Annotated in this window: 17 protein-coding genes and 1 tRNA gene; 8 read left to right on the forward strand and 10 right to left on the reverse strand. The window is 61.9% G+C overall.

The window, feature by feature from the left end:
• Nucleotides 1-2: 2 nt before the first annotated feature.
• The 4 genes from PHAMO_RS03335 to PHAMO_RS03350 all read right to left on the reverse strand — a co-directional run bounded on the left by PHAMO_RS03335 (nt 3) and on the right by PHAMO_RS03350 (nt 3,832).
• Entirely contained in the window at nt 3-806 is an 804-nt protein-coding gene (locus PHAMO_RS03335; RefSeq protein WP_002726452.1) for an N-formylglutamate amidohydrolase, read from the reverse strand.
• A gap of 46 nt (nt 807-852) precedes the next feature.
• On the reverse strand, nt 853-2,181 hold the full coding sequence (gene paaK, locus PHAMO_RS03340) for a phenylacetate--CoA ligase PaaK (protein WP_002726454.1): 1,329 nt from the start codon (nt 2,179-2,181) through the stop codon (nt 853-855).
• 93 nt (nt 2,182-2,274) lie between these two features.
• Nucleotides 2,275-2,718, reverse strand: coding sequence for a hydroxyphenylacetyl-CoA thioesterase PaaI (paaI, locus tag PHAMO_RS03345; protein ID WP_002726456.1), 444 nt, complete (start codon nt 2,716-2,718; stop codon nt 2,275-2,277).
• 82 nt (nt 2,719-2,800) lie between these two features.
• Nucleotides 2,801-3,832 (reverse strand): methyl-accepting chemotaxis protein, encoded by a 1,032-nt coding sequence (locus PHAMO_RS03350; protein WP_002726458.1) that lies wholly within the window; start codon nt 3,830-3,832, stop codon nt 2,801-2,803.
• A gap of 296 nt (nt 3,833-4,128) precedes the next feature.
• Here PHAMO_RS03350 and PHAMO_RS03355 point away from each other — a divergent pair, with 296 nt between their 5' ends.
• On the forward strand, nt 4,129-5,274 hold the full coding sequence (locus tag PHAMO_RS03355; protein ID WP_002726460.1) for a GGDEF domain-containing protein: 1,146 nt from the start codon (nt 4,129-4,131) through the stop codon (nt 5,272-5,274).
• An 8-nt stretch (nt 5,275-5,282) separates the two neighbouring features.
• Here PHAMO_RS03355 and PHAMO_RS03360 read toward each other — a convergent pair whose 3' ends face one another.
• Entirely contained in the window at nt 5,283-5,546 is a 264-nt protein-coding gene (locus PHAMO_RS03360; RefSeq protein WP_002726462.1) for a DUF2312 domain-containing protein, read from the reverse strand.
• A 247-nt stretch (nt 5,547-5,793) separates the two neighbouring features.
• Between PHAMO_RS03360 and PHAMO_RS03365 the strand changes: the two genes are divergently transcribed.
• Nucleotides 5,794-6,054, forward strand: coding sequence for a hypothetical protein (locus PHAMO_RS03365; RefSeq protein WP_002726466.1), 261 nt, complete (start codon nt 5,794-5,796; stop codon nt 6,052-6,054).
• 5 nt (nt 6,055-6,059) lie between these two features.
• On the opposite strand, the gene PHAMO_RS03370 is transcribed toward PHAMO_RS03365, so the two are convergent.
• The 3 genes from PHAMO_RS03370 to PHAMO_RS03380 all read right to left on the reverse strand — a co-directional run bounded on the left by PHAMO_RS03370 (nt 6,060) and on the right by PHAMO_RS03380 (nt 8,087).
• Complete coding sequence (locus tag PHAMO_RS03370) at nt 6,060-6,857, reverse strand: ABC transporter permease (protein WP_002726468.1); 798 nt, start codon at nt 6,855-6,857, stop codon at nt 6,060-6,062.
• 12 nt (nt 6,858-6,869) lie between these two features.
• Nucleotides 6,870-7,814 (reverse strand): ABC transporter ATP-binding protein, encoded by a 945-nt coding sequence (locus tag PHAMO_RS03375; RefSeq protein WP_002726470.1) that lies wholly within the window; start codon nt 7,812-7,814, stop codon nt 6,870-6,872.
• A gap of 197 nt (nt 7,815-8,011) precedes the next feature.
• A tRNA-Thr gene (locus PHAMO_RS03380) sits at nt 8,012-8,087 on the reverse strand.
• A 233-nt stretch (nt 8,088-8,320) separates the two neighbouring features.
• On the opposite strand from PHAMO_RS03380, the gene fliN reads away from it, so the two are divergent.
• The 3 genes from fliN (at nt 8,321) to PHAMO_RS03395 (ending at nt 10,164) form a co-directional block, all read left to right on the forward strand.
• A complete protein-coding gene (gene fliN / locus PHAMO_RS03385; RefSeq protein ID WP_002726472.1) occupies nt 8,321-8,608 on the forward strand; it encodes a flagellar motor switch protein FliN in 288 nt (95 codons plus the stop codon).
• Complete coding sequence (locus PHAMO_RS03390; RefSeq protein ID WP_002726474.1) at nt 8,595-9,680, forward strand: cobalt-precorrin-5B (C(1))-methyltransferase; 1,086 nt, start codon at nt 8,595-8,597, stop codon at nt 9,678-9,680. The genes fliN and PHAMO_RS03390 overlap by 14 nt, the downstream gene beginning before the upstream one ends.
• Before the next feature lie 109 nt (nt 9,681-9,789).
• Complete coding sequence (locus tag PHAMO_RS03395) at nt 9,790-10,164, forward strand: hypothetical protein (RefSeq protein WP_002726476.1); 375 nt, start codon at nt 9,790-9,792, stop codon at nt 10,162-10,164.
• On the opposite strand, the gene PHAMO_RS03400 is transcribed toward PHAMO_RS03395, so the two are convergent.
• Nucleotides 10,130-10,615 carry a hypothetical protein gene (locus PHAMO_RS03400; RefSeq protein ID WP_002726477.1) on the reverse strand — a complete coding sequence of 162 codons (486 nt, stop codon included), beginning with the start codon at nt 10,613-10,615 and terminating at the stop codon, nt 10,130-10,132. The two genes, PHAMO_RS03395 and PHAMO_RS03400, sit on opposite strands and share 35 nt — an antisense overlap.
• 114 nt (nt 10,616-10,729) lie before the next feature.
• On the opposite strand from PHAMO_RS03400, the gene pyk reads away from it, so the two are divergent.
• Nucleotides 10,730-12,172 carry a pyruvate kinase gene (gene pyk, locus PHAMO_RS03405; protein ID WP_002726479.1) on the forward strand — a complete coding sequence of 481 codons (1,443 nt, stop codon included), beginning with the start codon at nt 10,730-10,732 and terminating at the stop codon, nt 12,170-12,172.
• Between the two features lie 151 nt (nt 12,173-12,323).
• Here pyk and hcp read toward each other — a convergent pair whose 3' ends face one another.
• Nucleotides 12,324-13,892, reverse strand: a complete 1,569-nt coding sequence (hcp, locus tag PHAMO_RS03410) for a hydroxylamine reductase (RefSeq protein ID WP_002726481.1) — start codon at nt 13,890-13,892, stop codon at nt 12,324-12,326.
• Nucleotides 13,893-14,038: 146 nt separating this feature from the next.
• Between hcp and PHAMO_RS03415 the strand changes: the two genes are divergently transcribed.
• Both PHAMO_RS03415 and PHAMO_RS03420 read left to right on the forward strand, forming a co-directional pair.
• Complete coding sequence (locus PHAMO_RS03415; protein ID WP_002726483.1) at nt 14,039-14,452, forward strand: bacteriohemerythrin; 414 nt, start codon at nt 14,039-14,041, stop codon at nt 14,450-14,452.
• A 310-nt stretch (nt 14,453-14,762) separates the two neighbouring features.
• Complete coding sequence (locus tag PHAMO_RS03420) at nt 14,763-18,761, forward strand: Pls/PosA family non-ribosomal peptide synthetase (protein ID WP_002726485.1); 3,999 nt, start codon at nt 14,763-14,765, stop codon at nt 18,759-18,761.
• The last annotated feature ends 2 nt before the right edge of the window (nt 18,762-18,763 follow it).

Below are 18,763 nucleotides of genomic sequence, written 5' to 3' on the forward strand. Positions count from 1 at the left end.
GGCTAATAGACCTCGGCCCGATAGAGACCTGGGTCCGCCAGAACCGGGATCAGCACATCAGCCAGAATCTTGGCCCAGGCCGAAGTACCGCCCGGTTCAGCCAAAAGATCCTGGCGAATTTCAAACGACAGATTGGCCAGCCCGGCCGCTCCGGCATGAGTGTCCAGGGAGTAATTGATCTCGCGACCGGAATAGGGCTGGTTGTCACCGACCGTCAGATCGAACCGCGCGCGCAACCCGGCCAGAACCGGACGTGCCATCCGGGGATCACGATTCCAGAGCACGCCGACATGCCAGGGGCGCGGCGGTTGCCCCGGCATTTGGGGCGTAAAGCTGTGTACCCCGATCAAAACCGGCGGAGTGCCCTGACGCCACAGATGGCCGATCTGGGTTCCGATGCAGGTGTGATAGGGCCAGAACCAGCGCGTAGCACGGCGGTCGGCCTCGATCTCATCGACAGCGCGATTACCGGGCACCTCGACGCCCCCGGATAGCGCCGGGATCGAAGAGGGATCGCCCGGCTGGCGGTTGCAATCGATCAACAGGCGACTAACCCCGCACAGCACCGCCGGGCATCTCAGCCGGGCCGCAAGTCCGCGCGTCACCTCCGCCGCACCCGAATCCCAGGCGATATGGCTGAAACGGTCGGCTGAGCTTAGGCCAAGGTCATCGAACTCGGGCGGAATCGCCGCCGAAGCATGGTCGCAAACCAACAGCACCCGCGCCTCGGGATCGCCCTGGACCAGGGTGAACGGAGCGGACTCGGCGGGGCTGTGCGAATCGGAATCGGGAAGAAAGGTCAACATCCCGGAACTATAGCGCGGAGCCCCACCGATTTTCGAGACTCTCCGCTCAACCCGGTGGGCGCATGTCGATGACGCGGCGGGCTTTGCCCATCGACCGTTCGATCGACTCGGGCTGCAACACCCGAACGCGGGTCGTAATACCGATCAGCGCCTTGATCCGGTGTTGCAGATCGCGGGTGATCGAATCATTGACGCTGGCGTCGGAAAGCTGATCGGCGCGCAACTCGACATTGACCGTCACCTGATCGAGGTGGTTATCGCGCGAGACCTCGATCTGGTAATGCGGCGACAGCCGGGTATCGCGCAACACCAGTTCCTCGATCTGGGTCGGGAACAAATTGACCCCGCGAATGATCAGCATGTCGTCCGAACGGCCGGTGATCTTGCCCATACGGCGGAAGCTGCGCGCGGTGCCGGGCAGCAGCATGGTGAGATCGCGGGTGCGATACCGAATCACCGGCAACGCTTCCTTGGTCAGACTGGTGAAGACCAGTTCGCCCATCTGGCCATCGGGCAACACTTCGCCGGTCGTGGGGTCGATCACCTCGGGGTAGAAATGATCTTCCCACAGATGCGGACCGTCCTGAGTCTCGATGCATTCGCAGGCGACGCCGGGACCGATGACTTCGGACAGGCCGTAGATGTCAACCGCGTGAATCCCCAGCCGAGCCTCGATCTCGCCGCGCATCGCGCCGGTCCAGGGTTCGGCGCCGAAAATACCAATCTTCAGTGGGTTGTTGCCCGCGCCGATTCCCATCCGGTCCATCGCGTCGGCCATCGCCAGCATATAGCTGGGGGTGACCATGATGATCTCGGGCTTGAAATCCATGATCAGCTGGATCTGCTTCTCGGTCTGCCCGCCCGACATCGGGATTACGGTACACCCCAACCGTTCCGCGCCGTAATGAGCCCCCAAACCGCCAGTGAACAGGCCATAGCCATACGAGACATGGCACTTGTCGCCGCGGCGGCCGCCGGCGGCACGGATCGAACGGGCAACCACCTCGGCCCACATATCGATGTCGTTACGGGTATAGCCGACCACGGTCGGCTTGCCGGTCGTGCCCGAGCTGGCATGGACCCGAACCACCTCGTCCATCGGCACCGCGAACATGCCAAAGGGATAGGTCTGGCGCAGATCGTCCTTCGAGGTGAAGGGAAAGCGCGCCAAATCCTTCAACTCGTTAAAGTCATCGGGGTGGACGCCCTTAGCCTGACAGCGCAACCGGAAATGCTCGATATTGGCGTAGGCGTGACCCAGCGACCATTTCATCCGCCGAGTCTGGAGAGCGGTGATCTCGTCGCGGCTGGCGGTCTCGATCGGATCGAGAATATCTGGGGAAGGCGGACGGCGGCGATCAAGACAGATGGACAAGGACACTTCCTCCCTTGCGGGTATGACGCCGCCCCCGGAATCCGGGAGTGGCTGCGGACGATGGCCGGACGGCGCGGGCCGCCTGAGCGGGCATCAGGGGCTTTCCTCGATAATATGGCCGTCGAGGACACGGCACTGACCGCGAAACAGGGCCACCACATCACCCGTCTGGGTGGTGACGGTGACGTCATAGGTTCCGTTCCGCCCCTTGCGAAAGACCTCGCGGCCTTCGGCGGTCAGGCGGTCGCCCAGGTGAGCGGAAGCGGGATAGGTTATGGTGCAATGCTGACCGACGGCGATATGGCCGTGGGAGTTGCAGGCATAGGCAAAGGCGTCGTCGGCCAGCTTGAAGGTGAACCCGCCATGGCAGAGTCCGACGCCATTCAGCATGTCTTCGGTGACGGTCATCGACAAACGGGCGAAGCCAGGACCGATCGCATCGAGCGATACCCCCAGGAAGCGCGACGAATTATCGCGTTCGCGGATCGCCGCCCCCACACGTTCGGCCAGGGCCTGGGCCTTGGCGTGGTCGATCATCGTTCCCCCCCCGGTCCCGCGTCCACCTTGCGAAGGGGATTGTGATAGCGACTTGACGACGTTGACGCAAGCCGATCAGGGGCTATTGCTGCTGGATAATGACACCGTACCAGCCCAGACCCGCATAGGTTTCGTAACCGGGGGTCCGAGCATAGGCGACAAGGTTGCCGTCAAGGTCGCTATAATAACCGATGGTTCCAGACGCGGTGCGCAGCGGGAAGACCTCGGTCAGCACGCCGCGCTGGTCCGAAGCGGCGATGACCCGGTGGCGGGAATCAAGCAGAAGGCAGCGACTGCGCGCCTTATCTTCGGGCGCAAGGCGAACGCCATCGACCACCGCCTGAGCCTGGCTCTGCCAATCGAAAAAGATACCCAGCGCACCGATCGGCTTGGCACCGACATCGCCGCCGTCCCTGATGGCGGTCGCATAGGTGGCGACCATCGAGTGGCTGAGTCCGTTTGCCCGCTCGATATCGACGACAGCAAAATCGGCACCGCTGGCGGTTGCCATCGCCTCGCGAAACCAGGGCTGGCCCGACACGTCGGTACCGATCGCGCCGGGATAGCGGTCGGGACGGCCGTTGGCGATCACCTTGCCGGTCGCGTCGGCAACCCACAGATCGAGGTAGACGGTATAGGAATCGAGGATAACTCCTAACCGACGACTGGCCTCGGCGCACAGATCGTGAGACTGGGGGTCGGCGGCGCAATCGACCACGGCGGCATCGGTCGCCCACCAACGGACATCACACGACCGCTCGTACAGATTACGATCGATGATCTCGACGGTATTATGGGCCAGATCGGACAGGCGCTCGCCCTGAACCTCGCGGATGCGGGCCGCCATCTCGGTGCCGAACTTAGACAAATGGTCGAGACGCCCGCGCAAGTCAGTCTGCAACGATCCGGTGAGTTGGGAGATCTCATTCGAAATCGCTTTAACCTCGTCGGCAACAACGGCAAATCCACGCCCCAGGGTGCCAACTCGGTTGGCTTCGATGGTGGCATTCAGCGCCAGCATCCGGGATCGTCGGGTGATGCCGTTGATCCGACGGATCTTGTCGTCGGCCGCCTGGGCAACGCCCCCCGTGATTTCTAGCAATTGATCGATCATCCGATCCCCCACCTTCTTTAGAACACCCGGAACGCAAAGAAACGTAATGTAGCCGCTCGTGATAACGTTTTCCGTATCAGCAAGAAACATGCCGGGCATAAAGGACCGCATTCCCGCCATTTTTCAGACGCCCGCCTGATCATTGTGCACCGGAACCGAGCGAAGACGCCCAATTCATAGGCATTTTCGAGCCGCTGCGAAAGAGGGAACGGCACACAGAAACGCGGGTTGTTTCCCTTGCAACCCTCCCTGCCCAAAGGTAGGGTCGAAATACGATCTTTCTGCACGGGGGGCGGGTGACGGCGTCGTTAGGCACTGGGTGGGGGGACAAGATCCGCGCGACACTGACCGCCGATCCGGTCAAGTCCGTGATTAGCCTGTTAACGCCGTTAGGATTGACCGACGCATTGCGTTGCCGTCGTGCCCGACTGATCCTGGGCCGGGTTCGCCTTGTCGCCGCTGTCTTCGCAGTGCTGACCCTGCTATGGATTCCGCTCGATCTAGCCATCTTCAAAACCACGATGGCGCTGTATCTCGCCGCGCTCCGAGTTCTAGCCTGCATCGCCTTCGTTCTCCTCGCCCTATCATTCCGCCGCACCGACAGTCCCCAGGCCGCCACCCTTTCCCTGGTGTGGCTGTTGGCGATTCCGACTCTGTTCTTCCTGATCAGCCATCCGTTGCTGGCCCAATTCCCCCTCCTCAGCCCAGAGCAGCAGGTGGTCGCGGCCGGCTATGCCTTTCTTCCGTTCGTGATGGTTGCCGGACTGGCGATGTTCCCGGTTTCCGCAATTGAAGGAATCTTGCTGGGCCTCGCGCCGCTGCTTGCCTATTTCCTGACCGGGCTGATGAGCTATCAGCTTCTCCCCTTCGCCTCGCATCTGGGGGCGCAGTGGCTGCTGTTGCTGCTGACTGTGGTGGCAACCCTGGCGGGGATGAGTCAGTTGAGCTTCTTCAGCCGTCTCGTCGATGAGGGCGCGTTCGATCCCGTTACCGGAACCTATAGCCGTCGAATCGGCGAAATCCTGCTGGCGCAAAGCTTCATCACCGCCCAGCGGGTCGAAGCACCGCTGGCCCTGGCCGTAGTCCAGATCGAGGACCTGGCCGGACTCGCCGAGCAGTACGGCCCCGAAGAGGGTGATACCGTGTTGTCCACCGTCGCCCTGGCAATGCGGCAGGTGTTACGGCGCGGCGATTTGCTGATCCGCTGGGATGAGTCGGTTTTCCTGGCGATGATGCCCAACTCAGGCGCCCCCGGAGCGGCGGGCGCAATGGAGCGGATGTGCAGCACGGGCCTGGGGCCGCGTCCCGATGGACGACCGCTGGAGGTCACCGCCGGAACAGCCGAGCGGCGAGCCGATCAGGCGGAAAGTTGGGAAGATCTGGTTGCCCGCGCCGAAGGGCGACGGGCAGGGGACGGACACGCCGTCCCCGCCGTATCCTGATCCTGGGATCAGGCCTCGCCCAAGGCAGCGAGATAGAGAGCAAGAATCTGCTCTTCTTCTTCGCGCTCCTGGCGGTCTTTCTTGCGCAAAGAAATGATTTTACGCAGAATCTTGATGTCAAAGCCCTGCGACTTCGCCTGGCCGTAGACGTCTTTTATGTCGTCGGACAGCCCCTTCTTTTCATCCTCCAACCGTTCGATTCGGTCGACGAACTGGCGAAGGGCGTCGGCGGCAATACCGCCGATTTCGTTACTGCTGTTATCTTCGCTCATGAAGCGCGGTCCTAGAGATGAAAGCAAGTTGCCGACCATAGCTAAGCCTTGGCCCCGGTTCAAGCCGGTCGCATCCCCATCCGACCGTCACGAAATGATGACTCCAGGTAAATTTTGCCGGGTCATTCCTACCGCACCCCAGCCCATCCAGGCCGATCCCGGCGGAAAACCGGATTCGGCACTTGGCATGACGGTTGCTGATCTCAATCGGTCGTAAGATCCGCAGACTGTGTAAGGACACCGAGGCATGAGCTTAGACATCGCTCCCGACTGGCTTGAATTGGCGATTGGTGGATATTGCCCTTCCATACCGCAAAGCCAGCGGAGTGCTGCCCAGGCGTTCCCGCCCCCCTCCTGTCCTGATCGCGACATGCTTATGGCCCTGGTGCGAGAATTATGCACCGAGGGGACGCTATCGCTGGATCAGATGAACATGATGTTCGATTCCGCTGAACTGGCGGATATTACAGCGTCGGTCGCGGGACCGAATTTATCCGGCCCCGCCTAAAGCTCTCAAGCCCCCTTCGGCGACAGCCCGGCCTCGCGACGATTGACCCGGATCATCGACAGAACCAACCCACCCACGGCCCAAACGACCGAAATCGCCAGCGCCAACAGATAATGGGAATCCGACAGCAAAGCGCTCGGCTCGGCATAGAAAGGCGCGCGGATGATTTCCAGAGCGTGGCTGACGGGATTGATCATCATCACCGCCTTCATCGCCACCGGTACATTGTCGAGCGGGAACAGCGCTCCTGACAGCATCCACAGCGGCATCAGGAACACCATCATCACGGCGTGAAAAGCGGCGGTGGAACGCATCCCCCACGCCAGCAGGAAGCCCAGCGTCGAGAAGCCAACTCCCGCCAGCACGAACCCGCCAACCACCATCACCAGACCGCCGAACCCCAGCGTCAGCCCCAACACCGGCGCGGCGGCAAGAAAGATCATCGTCTGGATCAACGCGATCGAAGTTGCCCCGATGACCTTACCCAACACGATTGCCAACCGCGACACCGGCGCGACCAGAACGCCTTGGAGGAAACCGGCATCACGGTCCTCGATGATGGTGATCGTCGAGAACACCGCCGAGAACAGCATCAGCATCAGCATTACGCCGGGATAGAAATATTCGAGATACGTGACGTTCTCCATCCCCGGAATCCGGAACGAGCCGGCAAAGCCAAAGCCCAGGAACAGCCAGAACAGCAGCGGCTGGGCGATGGTTCCGACAACCCGTTGCGGCTGGCGGAAAAAGCGCACCATCTCGCGGCGGGCCAACGACAAGGAAACGCGGGCGAGCGAACTCATTCAGGTAACCTCTTATTCCTGGCCGGATGCGGCGCCGCCAGTGACGCGGACGAACACATCGTCCAGCCCTGGCTGCTTGATCGAAATCGACCGGATATCAGGCCGATAGCGGTGGAGGATCTTTTCCAACAACGGCAAACTGTCACCATTCTCGGTCTCGGCCAGACGAACTTCGTCACCGACCACGGAAACCGTCAGCCCCAGTTCGGATTCCAACCGCCCCGCCAACGAAGCGGCCTCGCGTGATTGGATCACCACCATCTCGGTTCCGATCATCGCCCGCAGTGCCTGGGGCGTGTCATAGGCCATCAACTTGCCTTCGCGCATGATCGCGACGCGATCGACATCCTCGGCCTCGGAAAAGACGTGGCTGGTCATCAGAATGGTCAGACCGCGCTCGTGGTGGAGCCGTTGCAGCGCCTCAAGAAAATTACGCCGCGACACCGGGTCGAGACCGGTCGTCGGCTCATCCAGCAGCAACACGCGGGGATTGGTCATCAGCACTTTGGCCAACTCGACCTGACGAGCCAGCCCCCCGGACAAGGTTTCGACCCGATTGTCCAGCCGCCCCCCCAGATCGGTCCAGGCCAGCGCCAGATCGCGGCGGGCAAGATAATCAGCGGCGGGAATGTCGTACAGATCGGCCTGGATCGCCAGATTCTCGGCTACGGTCAATTGCTTATCGACCGCCGGACTTTGGAACACCACCCCCAGAACCCCACGCACCCGCGCTGGCTCGGTAAGAAGGTCGAATCCGGCGATACTGACTTGGCCGGTGCTGGGCCGGGCAAGTCCACAAAGAATACGGAACAGCGTTGACTTCCCGCTTCCGTTCGGCCCCGACAGGATCGCGAATTCCCCCTCGCGAACATCCAGCGACAGATCCGAAACCGCGACGTGCGGGGCGACCTTGCGGCTACCGGGATAGATATGAGTCAGGTTCCTGATACGGATCATCGGTCAACCGGCTCCCTTCCCGATGGAAAGCGCGCACTCTTCCACAGGGCAGAGAATCGGTAAAGCCCGCATTCAGGTCCACGCGAAACTGCCCCGTTACTACGATGGGCGACGATCGCAAACTTAATCGAAAAACAAAAAAGACCGCCATCTTTCGATGCGGCCTGCAACAATACTTTAAACTATCATGAAGAAAATGGTGCTGCCGAATGGAATCGAACCATCGACCTTACCCTTACCAAGGGTACGCTCTACCGACTGAGCTACGGCAGCAAACTCACTTTCTCTCTCGCCAGAAGCCGGTAGAACCGGTCAGCGGCGAGGCGCGCTTTATGCCACAGGGTTGCCCCCCACGCAAGCCCCTTCTCGACAAAATTTTCACTAATTTTACGAGGAGAGACTCCCACCCCATCCTTCAGTTCATCACCACCGCAAAATAGTCTATGGTTGGGCAGCCTATCGCGATGAGCCCAACGGGGGCGGACGAACGATGGGCGGAGCGCACTATGGCCGATACCGACAACGCGATCAACGCAGCCCTGGGCTTAACCGACAACCGCGAGGCGGTCTACGACGTCACCGTCGAGCTGTCAGCAGTGCTTGGAACCGCAACGCTACCGATCGCCCAATTGCTGAAGCTTGGCCGCGGTGCCGTCGTTGAACTGGATCGCAAAGTCAACGATCCGGTCGATCTTTACGTCAACCGCAAGCGGATCTGCCGCGCCGAAGTGGTGGTGGTGGAAGATCATCTCGCCGTCACCATCACCGAAGTCCTGAAACGTGCCGCCGACTGATCTGCCGGATTCGGACAAGCCGCTCCGTTCGGGCTGGACGACCGGAGCCTGTGCCACGGCCGCGACCCGCTCGGCCCTTGGCGCGCTGGCGGGCCAGGGGTTCGACAATCCGGTGGCGATCACCCTGCCCCGAGGTGAGACCCCGTCTTTTTCGCTGGCCTTTTCCGAGTCTGGTCCCGATTGGGCGCGGGCCGGAGTGGTCAAAGACGCCGGAGACGATCCCGACGTTACCCATGGTGCCACTATTGTTGCCACCTTGCGCCGTGGCGAACCCGGTCGCGGCATTGTCTTTCATGCCGGAGACGGTGTTGGCACCGTCACCAAGCCGGGACTCCCGCTCGCGGTCGGCGAAGCCGCGATCAACCCGGTGCCACGCCGACTGATGAGCGCCGTCGCAGCAGCAGCCGGAATCTCCGACCTCGATATCGAGATTTCGGTGCCGGAGGGCGAACGGATCGCCGCCCGCACTTGGAACCCACGCCTTGGAATTCTGGGCGGGATCTCGATTCTGGGAACCACCGGAATCGTGGTGCCCTATTCCTGTTCAGCTTGGATTCACTCCATCCAGCGCGGTATCGACGTAGCGCGGGCCGGAGGAATCGGCCATGTCGCCGGGTGTGTCGGCAACACCTCGGAAAAAGCGGTACGGCTGCATTACGGCCTGTCTGACGAGGCGATCATCGACATGGGCGATTTCGCGGGTGGGATGCTGACCTATCTGCGCCGCCATCCGATTGCCCGCGTCACAATCGCTGGCGGATTCGCCAAGATAACCAAGCTGGCCGCCGGTCATCTCGATCTGCATTCAAAGCGCAGTCAGGTCGATCCGGCTCGATTGGCGGCCGAACTGGCCCGGCTTGGGGCCAGTTCGGCGCTGACGGCACGCGCCGCCGCCGCCAATACGGCGCTGGAAATTCTCGATCTGGCGCGGGAAGCCGGTCTGCCGCTTGGCAACGCCATCGCCCGCGAGGCCGAAGCGGTGGCTCGCACCGCCTTATCGACACCAGAAATCGACCTCGACGTTCTGGTGTTCGACCGCCAGGGCGGCTTGGTCGGTAACAGCCGGACCTAAATACTTTCCGTTCCGGCATATTGCCCGAACCGAAGCACAGTGCCATCATCCGCCCCGATTGACAAAATGGGCCGATGCGGCCTTTGAGCGGATGGAGCCGCCGAATCCCATGACCTCTATCAGCCACGGATCGGCCTTCGAAAGTAAGGTCGGGAACCTGCTGGCGCTCACCTCAAGCCTAACGATAACTCAAATCATCGTGCTGCAACGAATGATTATGGCCACCGCCTCGGCCTGGGCGACCCCGCGTGAGCTGAAGGTGATCTTCAACGCGATCCTGGATCGTGCGGTATCGAGACTCGGGCAAAACGATCTGGCCGCCGCCGCCGCGCGTCAGTTCAACACGCTGCTCGCTCCCGGCTCCAATGAAGAGCTAAAAGCCGAGCGCTCGCAATTGTTCGATGTGGCGCAAAAATACCTCACCCGAGGCACGCCACGCCAAGTCTCTGTCAAGGCCGCCCAGCCGATGAAGCACCGGGAGTGACGGGACGGCAGATCGCCTTCGTCACCCCGGAAATCCGGCACTCCGTCACGGTTTCCCACACCCGTAAAATCAGCCAGGTCGAGTTCTCTCGATAATCGAGAATTAGATTTTGGAACGCGCTGCCGCGATAGACAGGTGACCTGGTAATATCGCGGAAGACCAGCAACGGGCAGGCTCGCACCCGGTCACAGATCGCCACCGATTCCAAACTGATCAGCAAGGTACGGCCCGACCGCGCTACCCGCACCGTCACCGGCCGCCCGGCACCTTCGGCCTGACTAAACAGTTCGGGAGCCCATTTCCGCGCCGCCTCAAGCTCGGCGGTGGTGGGCGGAAAGGCCGTCTCGACAAAGATGCGGCTGCCGACCTTCTCCTCCGCGCTGACAGGGCCGGATATGGCGATGACCATCAGGGCAAAACTGAGCAGAGCAAAACGAAACGTCGTTATCATTTTCCAGGCCGATGTCCCTAATTCGACGCATTTATTTAACCGGGTTGGGATATCCTACCCCACAGGCCTTTGCTACGGTGGGCCGAAAATCGATTTGAAGAATAGGGACTCTCGATGCGACGGAACAGGAATGCCAAGATTATTGCCACTCTGGGACCGGCGTCATCGACACCGCAGGCAATCGAAAGCCTGTTCGTTGCCGGTGCCGACGTGTTCCGACTCAATTTCAGCCATGGCAGCCATGCCGACCATCAAGCCCGGATCAACATCATCCGTGCGCTTGAGGAAAAGGTGCAGCGTCCCATCGCTATTCTGGCCGACCTCCAGGGGCCGAAGCTGCGGGTTGGCGATTTCGTCAACGGCCGGGTGCGGATTGAAAGCGGCGCGACCCTCCGTCTCGACATGAACCCCGAAAAAGGTACGGCGGAACGCGCTCCGCTGCTCCACCCCGAAGTGTTCGCCGCCCTGCGCGCCGGAAGCGAACTGCTGCTCGACGACGGCCGCCTCCGTCTCAGGGTCGAACATCACGGCGATGATTTCGCCGACACGCGGGTGATCGTCGGTGGCGAACTTTCGAATCACAAAGGGGTCAACGTCCCCAATGTGATGCTGCCGATCTCGCCCTTGACCCCGAAAGACCTGCGCGATCTTGAATTCGCGGTCGAACGCGGCGCCGACTGGATCGCACTTAGCTTCGTACAGCGTCCCGGCGACGTTGCCGAGGCTCGTCGGTTGGTATCGGCTCATGTCGGCTCACGCGTGCGTCTGCTGTCGAAGCTGGAGAAGCCTTCGGCGATTGAGCATCTTGACGACATCATCGAACTGTCCGACGCGGTGATGGTGGCGCGCGGCGACCTTGGCGTCGAATGCCCGCCCGAGACCGTGCCGATCCTGCAAAAGCGAATCCTCCGTGCCTGTCGTCAGGCCGGAAAGCCGGTGGTGGTCGCCACCCAGATGCTCGACTCGATGATCCACTCCCCATCCCCGACCCGCGCCGAAGCCTCGGACGTCGCCACCGCCATCTATGACGGTGCCGATGCGGTGATGCTGTCGGCCGAAACCGCCGCAGGCGACTTCCCGGTCGAGGCGGTAACGATGATGAACCGCATCATCAAGCAGGTCGAACAAGACGAGCATTACGCAGTGATCGCCGACGCCTCGCGCCTGGAACCCGATCCAACCTCACGCGATGCCATCAGTGCCGCCGCCCGTCAGGTTGCCCATACGATCAAAGCCGCCGCCATCGTCACCTTCACCTCGTCGGGATCGACAACATTGCGAGTCGCCCGCGAACGTCCCGAACAACCGATTCTCTCGGTCACATCGGATATCGAAGTGGCGCGGCAGCTCGCTTTGGTGTGGGGAGCCCATTCGATCATGGCCAAGGACGTCCGCAGCTTCACCGAGATGGTGCAAAAAGCGATTGATGTCACCCAAAGCGAGGATTTCGCCGCTCCCGGCGATCGCGTCGTTATCGCGGCAGGCGTCCCGTTCGGCCTGTCCGGCACCACCAACATGCTGCGTGTTGCCGAAATCGAACCGGCACACACGGTTTAGAGCGCCGGGATTTAAACGCTCCAACCGCCATTGAGGGGACATCCCGCGCCCGGAACGGGACATTGATAAATGCCTCGCCCCTCTCCCACGCTGTGGGAGAGGGAACCGAAGGCCGGGCGGAGAGCCTTTTAAGCCCACACCCGGCTTCCGATCACGCTGCCGTCAGAGCCTTCAGGTCGTCTTCGACGCCGCCAACCGGCATCACATTGAACTTATCGACCAAAACCTGAAGCACCGCAGGCGTTACGAACGCGGGCAGGCTCGGCCCGATGCGGATATTGCGGACACCGAGATGGAGCAGCGCCAGCAGCACGCACACCGCTTTCTGCTCATACCACGACAGGATAAGACTGAGCGGTAAGTCATTGAGTCCACAGTCAAACACCTCGGCCAAAGCCTGGGCGACCTTAATCGCCGAGAAGGCATCGTTGCACTGCCCCATATCGAGCAGACGCGGCAGCGGGCCGATCTGGCCATAATCGTGACCAAGAAGGCGGAACTTGCCGCAACCCAACGTCATGATCACCCAATCCTGGGGCAGACCCGCCGCCAGATCGGTGTAGTAGGACCGCCCGGTATCGGTGCCATCGCAACCACCGATCACGGCGAAATGCTTGACGGCCCCGCTTTTGATCGCGCCAACGACGGTATCGGCCAACCCCAGCACGGCGTGATGACCGAAGCCAACCTGATGCTCACCAGTCGAAGCGCTGTCGGTAAAGCCCGGAGCCTGTTGCGCCGCCGCGATCACCGCCGAGAAATCCTGACCGACGACATGGGCGATACCGGGCCATGCCACCGGGCCGCAGGTGAACAGGCGGGCGGCATAAGTCTCGGCTGGGCGCTGAATGCAGTTGGTGGTCATCAGGATTGCGCCGGGGAAGGTGTCGAACTCACGCCGCTGCCACATCCACGCACCGCCGAAATGACCGGCGAGATGGGCATGGCGGCGCAGTTCGGGATAAGCGTGCGCGGGTAACATCTCGCCATGAGTATAGATGTTGATCCCGGTTCCCTCGGTTTGCTCCAGCAGCGCCTTCAGGTCGCCCAGATCGTGACCGGATACCAGAATCGCCTTACCCGGCACATGGCCCATCCGCACAGCGCCTGGTGTCTGCGGGCCGAAACTGCCGGTATTGGCGACATCAAGCAGCGCCAGAACTGCAACCGACGCCTCGCCACACCGCAAGGTAAGGTCAAGCAATCGCCCGAGATCGGACTCGCCCCGCGCCAGAGCGGCAAGCGCCTCGACCGTGAACTCATCGACAGCGGCAGAGGTTTTTCCTAAACGGCGGGCATGATGAGCATAGGCTGCCATGCCTTTCAGCCCATAAGTCAGCAATTCCTGCAAACCGGTGACATCATCCCCGTCCGCGCGGCGACGGGCGGCAATGCCAACTCGTTCGGCCAGGACGTTCAGTCCTGCGCTGTCGCGGGGAAGGTCTCGTCCCGCCGCTTCGGCAATGGCGCGGATCATCGTTTCCAGCCGCTCGGTATCGAAATTGACGTTGGTGACCGTGGCAAACAGCGCCGACTCGATCATTTCGTGACTCCCGACCGGCCGCAGCCCAGACGGTACGGCGGCAAGCCCGAGGGCAAGACTTTTGGCAAGGTCGAGCAGAAGATCCTGCAACCCGGCAGCGTCCGAGCTTTTGCCGCACACGCCGATTTCGGTGCAGCCGGTACCGCGCGCGGTCTGTTCGCATTGATAACAGAACATGAGATGTGCCCTTCCCTACAGTGCGGAAACAAGCCGTCCTGGCCCGATTTCTCCGACACTGTGCCCGATTGCCCCAACGACAACCTTGACGCCGGTCAAGTCCTCCAGGTTGACTTACCAAGAGCGCTCTGCAACGATACAGAACCATGACGATAGATTGGGATAGCAGCCTGGAAACAGGCGTCGCAGAGGTCGATGCGGATCATCGAAACTTGGTGCGACTGGTTAACGACCTCGACAAGATGTTGTCGCAGGGCGTTGATTCCACTCGATTCGGCTCGGTGATCGATACGCTGATCGATTATGCCGAGAACCATTTCCGCCTTGAGGAAGAGATGCTGGCCCAGTTGGGCTATCCCGACATCGCCGACCATGCCGAAAGCCATGTCGGCTTCGCCCACCAGTTGGGCGCGATGGTTGCGGGGTGTATCATCGATCCTGGCCCGGCCTCGATCGCCCGTCTGCGTGATCATCTTCACACATGGCTGATCGACCATATCCTGCGTGAAGATATGCGTTTCGCCCCCTTCGTCCGCGAACGCCTGAACCAAAAACCCTAGCAACTTTCAAGGCATTAAGCCCTGTTCTTATCACCAAAAAAACCGCCCGGAGATCCGGGCGGCGTAGTTTGTCTCAGAGAGGGAGGCTGGCCAAAGAAAGTCAAAGGCTCAACATCTAAAATGAATATAATAAGCGATTTCGATAGAGTCAACCGATTCCCCTCGACATCGCCTGTAAAAGCCCGCGCGGTGATTGCGTCCACCTCGGGGTATCCCTATACTGAGTGCCTACTTTTCCCGCTTTCGACGCCATGTGCGAATTGCCCCACCGCCGGGGCTGTTCGTCGGCTGTCGGCTTTACCGGACCATCATGACCCAGGTTACCTCCCCCGCGCTTGCCTCTTTGCCCGGCCTCCGCGATCCGTCCCTGCTGCGCGACGAGCGGCTGGACGAGATTTTCGCCGCGACCGTGGCCCGGACCCCCACCGCCGCCGCTGCCACTTTCGGCAGTATCACCCTGGATTATTCCGGTCTGGCCGCGCGGGCGGAGCGGATCGCGGGCGCGCTGGCCGCGCGCGGTATCGGCCCAGGCGCTTTCGTCGGGCTGTGGATGAGCCGGTCGCTTGATCTCCACGCCGCTCTGCTTGGTATCCTGCGCAGCGGAGCGGCCTATATCCCTTTCGATGCCGACGCGCCGTCGGACCGCATCGCGGAATGCCTGTCGGATTGCCGTGCCACCGCAATCCTGGTCGATGCCGACACCGCCGGACGGATCGTCCAGCCCCTACCCGCCCCGACTTATGATGTAGCGACCCTGCTGGGGTCGGAACCGGCTTCCTCCGCCCCAAATCCGCGTGAAATCGGCGCGACACCGAACGACCCGGCCTATCTGATCTATACCTCCGGTTCGACCGGACGCCCCAAGGCGGTCGTGGTTCCCCATCGGGCCATCTGCCATTATCTGCGCGCCGCCAACAGCCTTTACGGCATTGTCGCGTCCGATGTGGTGTTCCAGGGGGCCTCGGTCGCGTTCGACCTGTCGCTGGAAGAAATCTTCATCCCGTATCTGGTCGGGGCCCGGCTGTGGATCGCCGGTCCGCGCACCCTGGCCGAAACCGAGCAACTTCCCGATCTGCTGGGCGAAGCCGGAATTACGGTACTCGATACCGTCCCGACGCTGCTGTCCCTGCTTCCTCGCGATATCCCCTCGTTACGGCTGATCATCCTGGGGGGCGAGGCCTGCCCACAGGCACTGGCCGAACGCTGGTGCCGCCCCGGCCGTCATCTGTTCAATTCCTATGGCCCGACCGAGACCACCGTCGTCGCGACCTTGGCCGAGCTTGACCCCGGCACCCCGGTCACGATCGGCGGCCCGATCCCCAATCACACATGCTGGATCGTCGATGAGGCTCTGGCACCAGTGGCTCCCGGCGCAACCGGCGAACTGCTGATCGGTGGGCCGGGCGTCACCGATGGCTATCTCGGCCGCCCTGACCTGACCGCCGAAAAGTTTATCGCCAATCCGTTCGAGCATGACGGACTTGCCCCGGTCTTGTACCGCTCCGGCGATGCGGTAAGCCTCGACGCGGCCGGAACCCTGCTGTTCCACGGTCGGATCGACGATCAGGTCAAGATTCGCGGCTTCCGTGTCGAACTGGGCGAGATCGAAGCCCGTCTGGCCGCCCTGCCCGGCATCGAACGGGCGGCGGTGGCCCTGCGCCGCGATGGAGGCGACGAACGTCTGGTCGCTTTCGTGGTGACGACAGCGAACGCCACCCCGGATCAGGCGGCGTTGCGCACCGCGCTCCGCGAACGTCTGCCCGCTTATATGGTGCCGTCGCTGTTCCAGCCGGTGCCCGACCTGCCCCGACTGATCTCAGGCAAGCTCGACCGCAAGAGCCTCGCGACCCTGCCACTGACCGAAACAGCAGCCGACGAGCAGGAAAATCCTGCCACTCCGACCGAAGCCAAGCTGCTGAACGCGGCCCGTCCAATCTTTCCCGGCCAGTCGATTCCGTTTGACGCCGACTTCTTCCTTGATCTCGGCGGACATTCCCTGTTGGCGGCACGCTTCGTCTCGATAGTGCGCCAAGACCCGTCGCTGGCCAGTCTGACCCTGACCGAGATCTACGCCACCCGGACCTTGCGAGCGATGGCCGCATTGCTGGATGCACGGGCTCCGGCCCCCGGCACCGTTGCCGCCGACCTATCGTTCGAACCGCCGCCACTGCTGCGCCGGGTGCTGTGTGGTCTGGCCCAAGCGGCGGCGATGCCGTTAGTCCTGACTCTGACCACCCTGCCCTGGCTGGGCGTGTTCGTCAGCTACATGCTGCTCTCGGGCGAGGAAGCCGGGTTGGGCCGCGAGTTGGTCACCCTGATGCTGACCTACGCGGTTATCAATATCGGCACCATCCTGGGATCGATCGGGCTGAAATGGCTGGCGATCGGCCGCACCCGGCCCGGACGCTATCCGCTGTGGGGTGTTTATTATTTCCGCTGGTGGCTGGCGCAGCGGATGGTCAACGTCGCCCACGTCAAATGGTTCCAGGGCACCCCGATCATGGGGCTGTATCTGCGGGCGCTGGGTGCCAAGGTCGGCAGTGACTGCATCATCGGCGAAGTCGAGGCCGGAGCCTTCGACCTGATATCGATCGGCCAGGGCGTGGTGATCGGCGGCAAGGCCAAGTTGGCCAACGCAGAAGTCGTCGGGAACGAACTGGTGATCGGGACGATTTCAATCGGCAACGATGCCCATATCGGCACCTCGTGCGTGATCGGGCCGGATACGGTGCTGGCCGACGAAACCGAACTGGCCGACTTGACGTCAATTCCGCCCGGCGTCCATACCGGCCGGGCCGAATTTTGGGAAGGGTCGCCAGCCCGCCGGACCGGCACGGTCGATGTCGCGTCTCTGCCCGAGCCGGCCCGTGCCACCCGAACCCGCAAGGCCGTTCTCAGCGCCTTTTACCTGCTGATGCTGGTGATTCTGCCGCCGATCAGCCTGATTCCGATCTTTCCGGCCTTCTACCTGTTCGAAAGCCTGAGCGAGATTATCGCGGGCAGTGGGCCGCACGATTACCTCTACATTTTGCCATTGCTGGCATGGCCCACGGCTATGGCGCTGATCGTCGTCACCGTGCTGCTGATCGCCGTGATGCGCTGGACCGTGTTGCCGGTCGTCACCGCAGGCACCTACTCGGTTTACGGCGGCTTTTATGTCCGCAAGTGGATCGTCGCGTTGGCCACGGAACTGATGCTGGAAACGCTGTCGTCGCTCTACGCCACCCTATACATGCGGCTATGGTACAGGCTGATGGGGGCCAAGATCGGCCGCGACGCCGAAATTTCCTGCAATCTGTCCGGGCGTTACGATCTGACATATATCGGCGAGAAAAGCTTTATCGCCGACGAGGTGATCCTGGGCGACGAAAGCGTCCGCCGCGGGTGGATGGAACTTGAGCCGGTGCGGATCGGTCCCCGTGTCTTCGTCGGCAACGATGCTGTCGTGCCGCCGGGTGCCATCATCCCCGAGGGAACCCTGATCGGTATCAAGTCGCTGCCGCCGGACAACGACGCAATCAGCCCGGGCGATACCTGGTTCGGCAGCCCTCCGATCAAATTGCCGGTTCGCCAGCGCTTTGACGGTGGTGGAGCCGCCTGGACCTACGAACCCCCGCAATGGCGGCGGGCGTGGCGCGCGTTCTTCGAAGCCTTCGCGGTGTCGCTGCCCAGCATGCTGTTCATCACCTTTGGTATTCTGTCGGTCGAGGTGCTGGACCAGTGGATCGCACGGCATGATTACGGCACCGTCGTTGTATTGTTCTGCGCCGCCAGTGTCGCGATCTCGGTGGCGTTGACCCTGTGCGCGATCACGGTGAAGTGGCTGATGATGGGACGTTATCGCCCGACCGCGAAACCGATGTGGTCGTGGTGGGCGTTACGCACCGAAGCGGTCGCGGTGATGTATTGGGGCATGGCTGGCAAGGTGATGCTCGATCATCTGCGCGGCACTCCGTTCCTGCCCTGGTTCCTACGGCTGTTCGGCAGCCGGATCGGCCGGGGTGTCTTCATGGATACCACCGACATCACCGAGTTCGATTGCATCGATGTCGGCGATTTCTGCGCCATCAATGCGGCTTCGGCCTTGCAGACCCACCTCTACGAGGATCGGGTGATGAAGGTCGGGATCGTCACGCTAAGGCGCGGCGTCACCATCGGAGCCGGTTCGACCGTCCTGTACGACACCGATGTCGGCGATTTCGCCCGTATCGGCCAATTGACCATCGTGATGAAAGGCGAAGCGATTCCCGCTCACGGAATCTGGGAAGGGGCCCCGGCCCAAACCGACGCTTCGAACGCCAGACCGTGACC

The organism is Magnetospirillum molischianum DSM 120 (genome assembly GCF_000294655.1).
Taxonomy (GTDB): domain Bacteria; phylum Pseudomonadota; class Alphaproteobacteria; order Rhodospirillales; family Magnetospirillaceae; genus Phaeospirillum; species Phaeospirillum molischianum.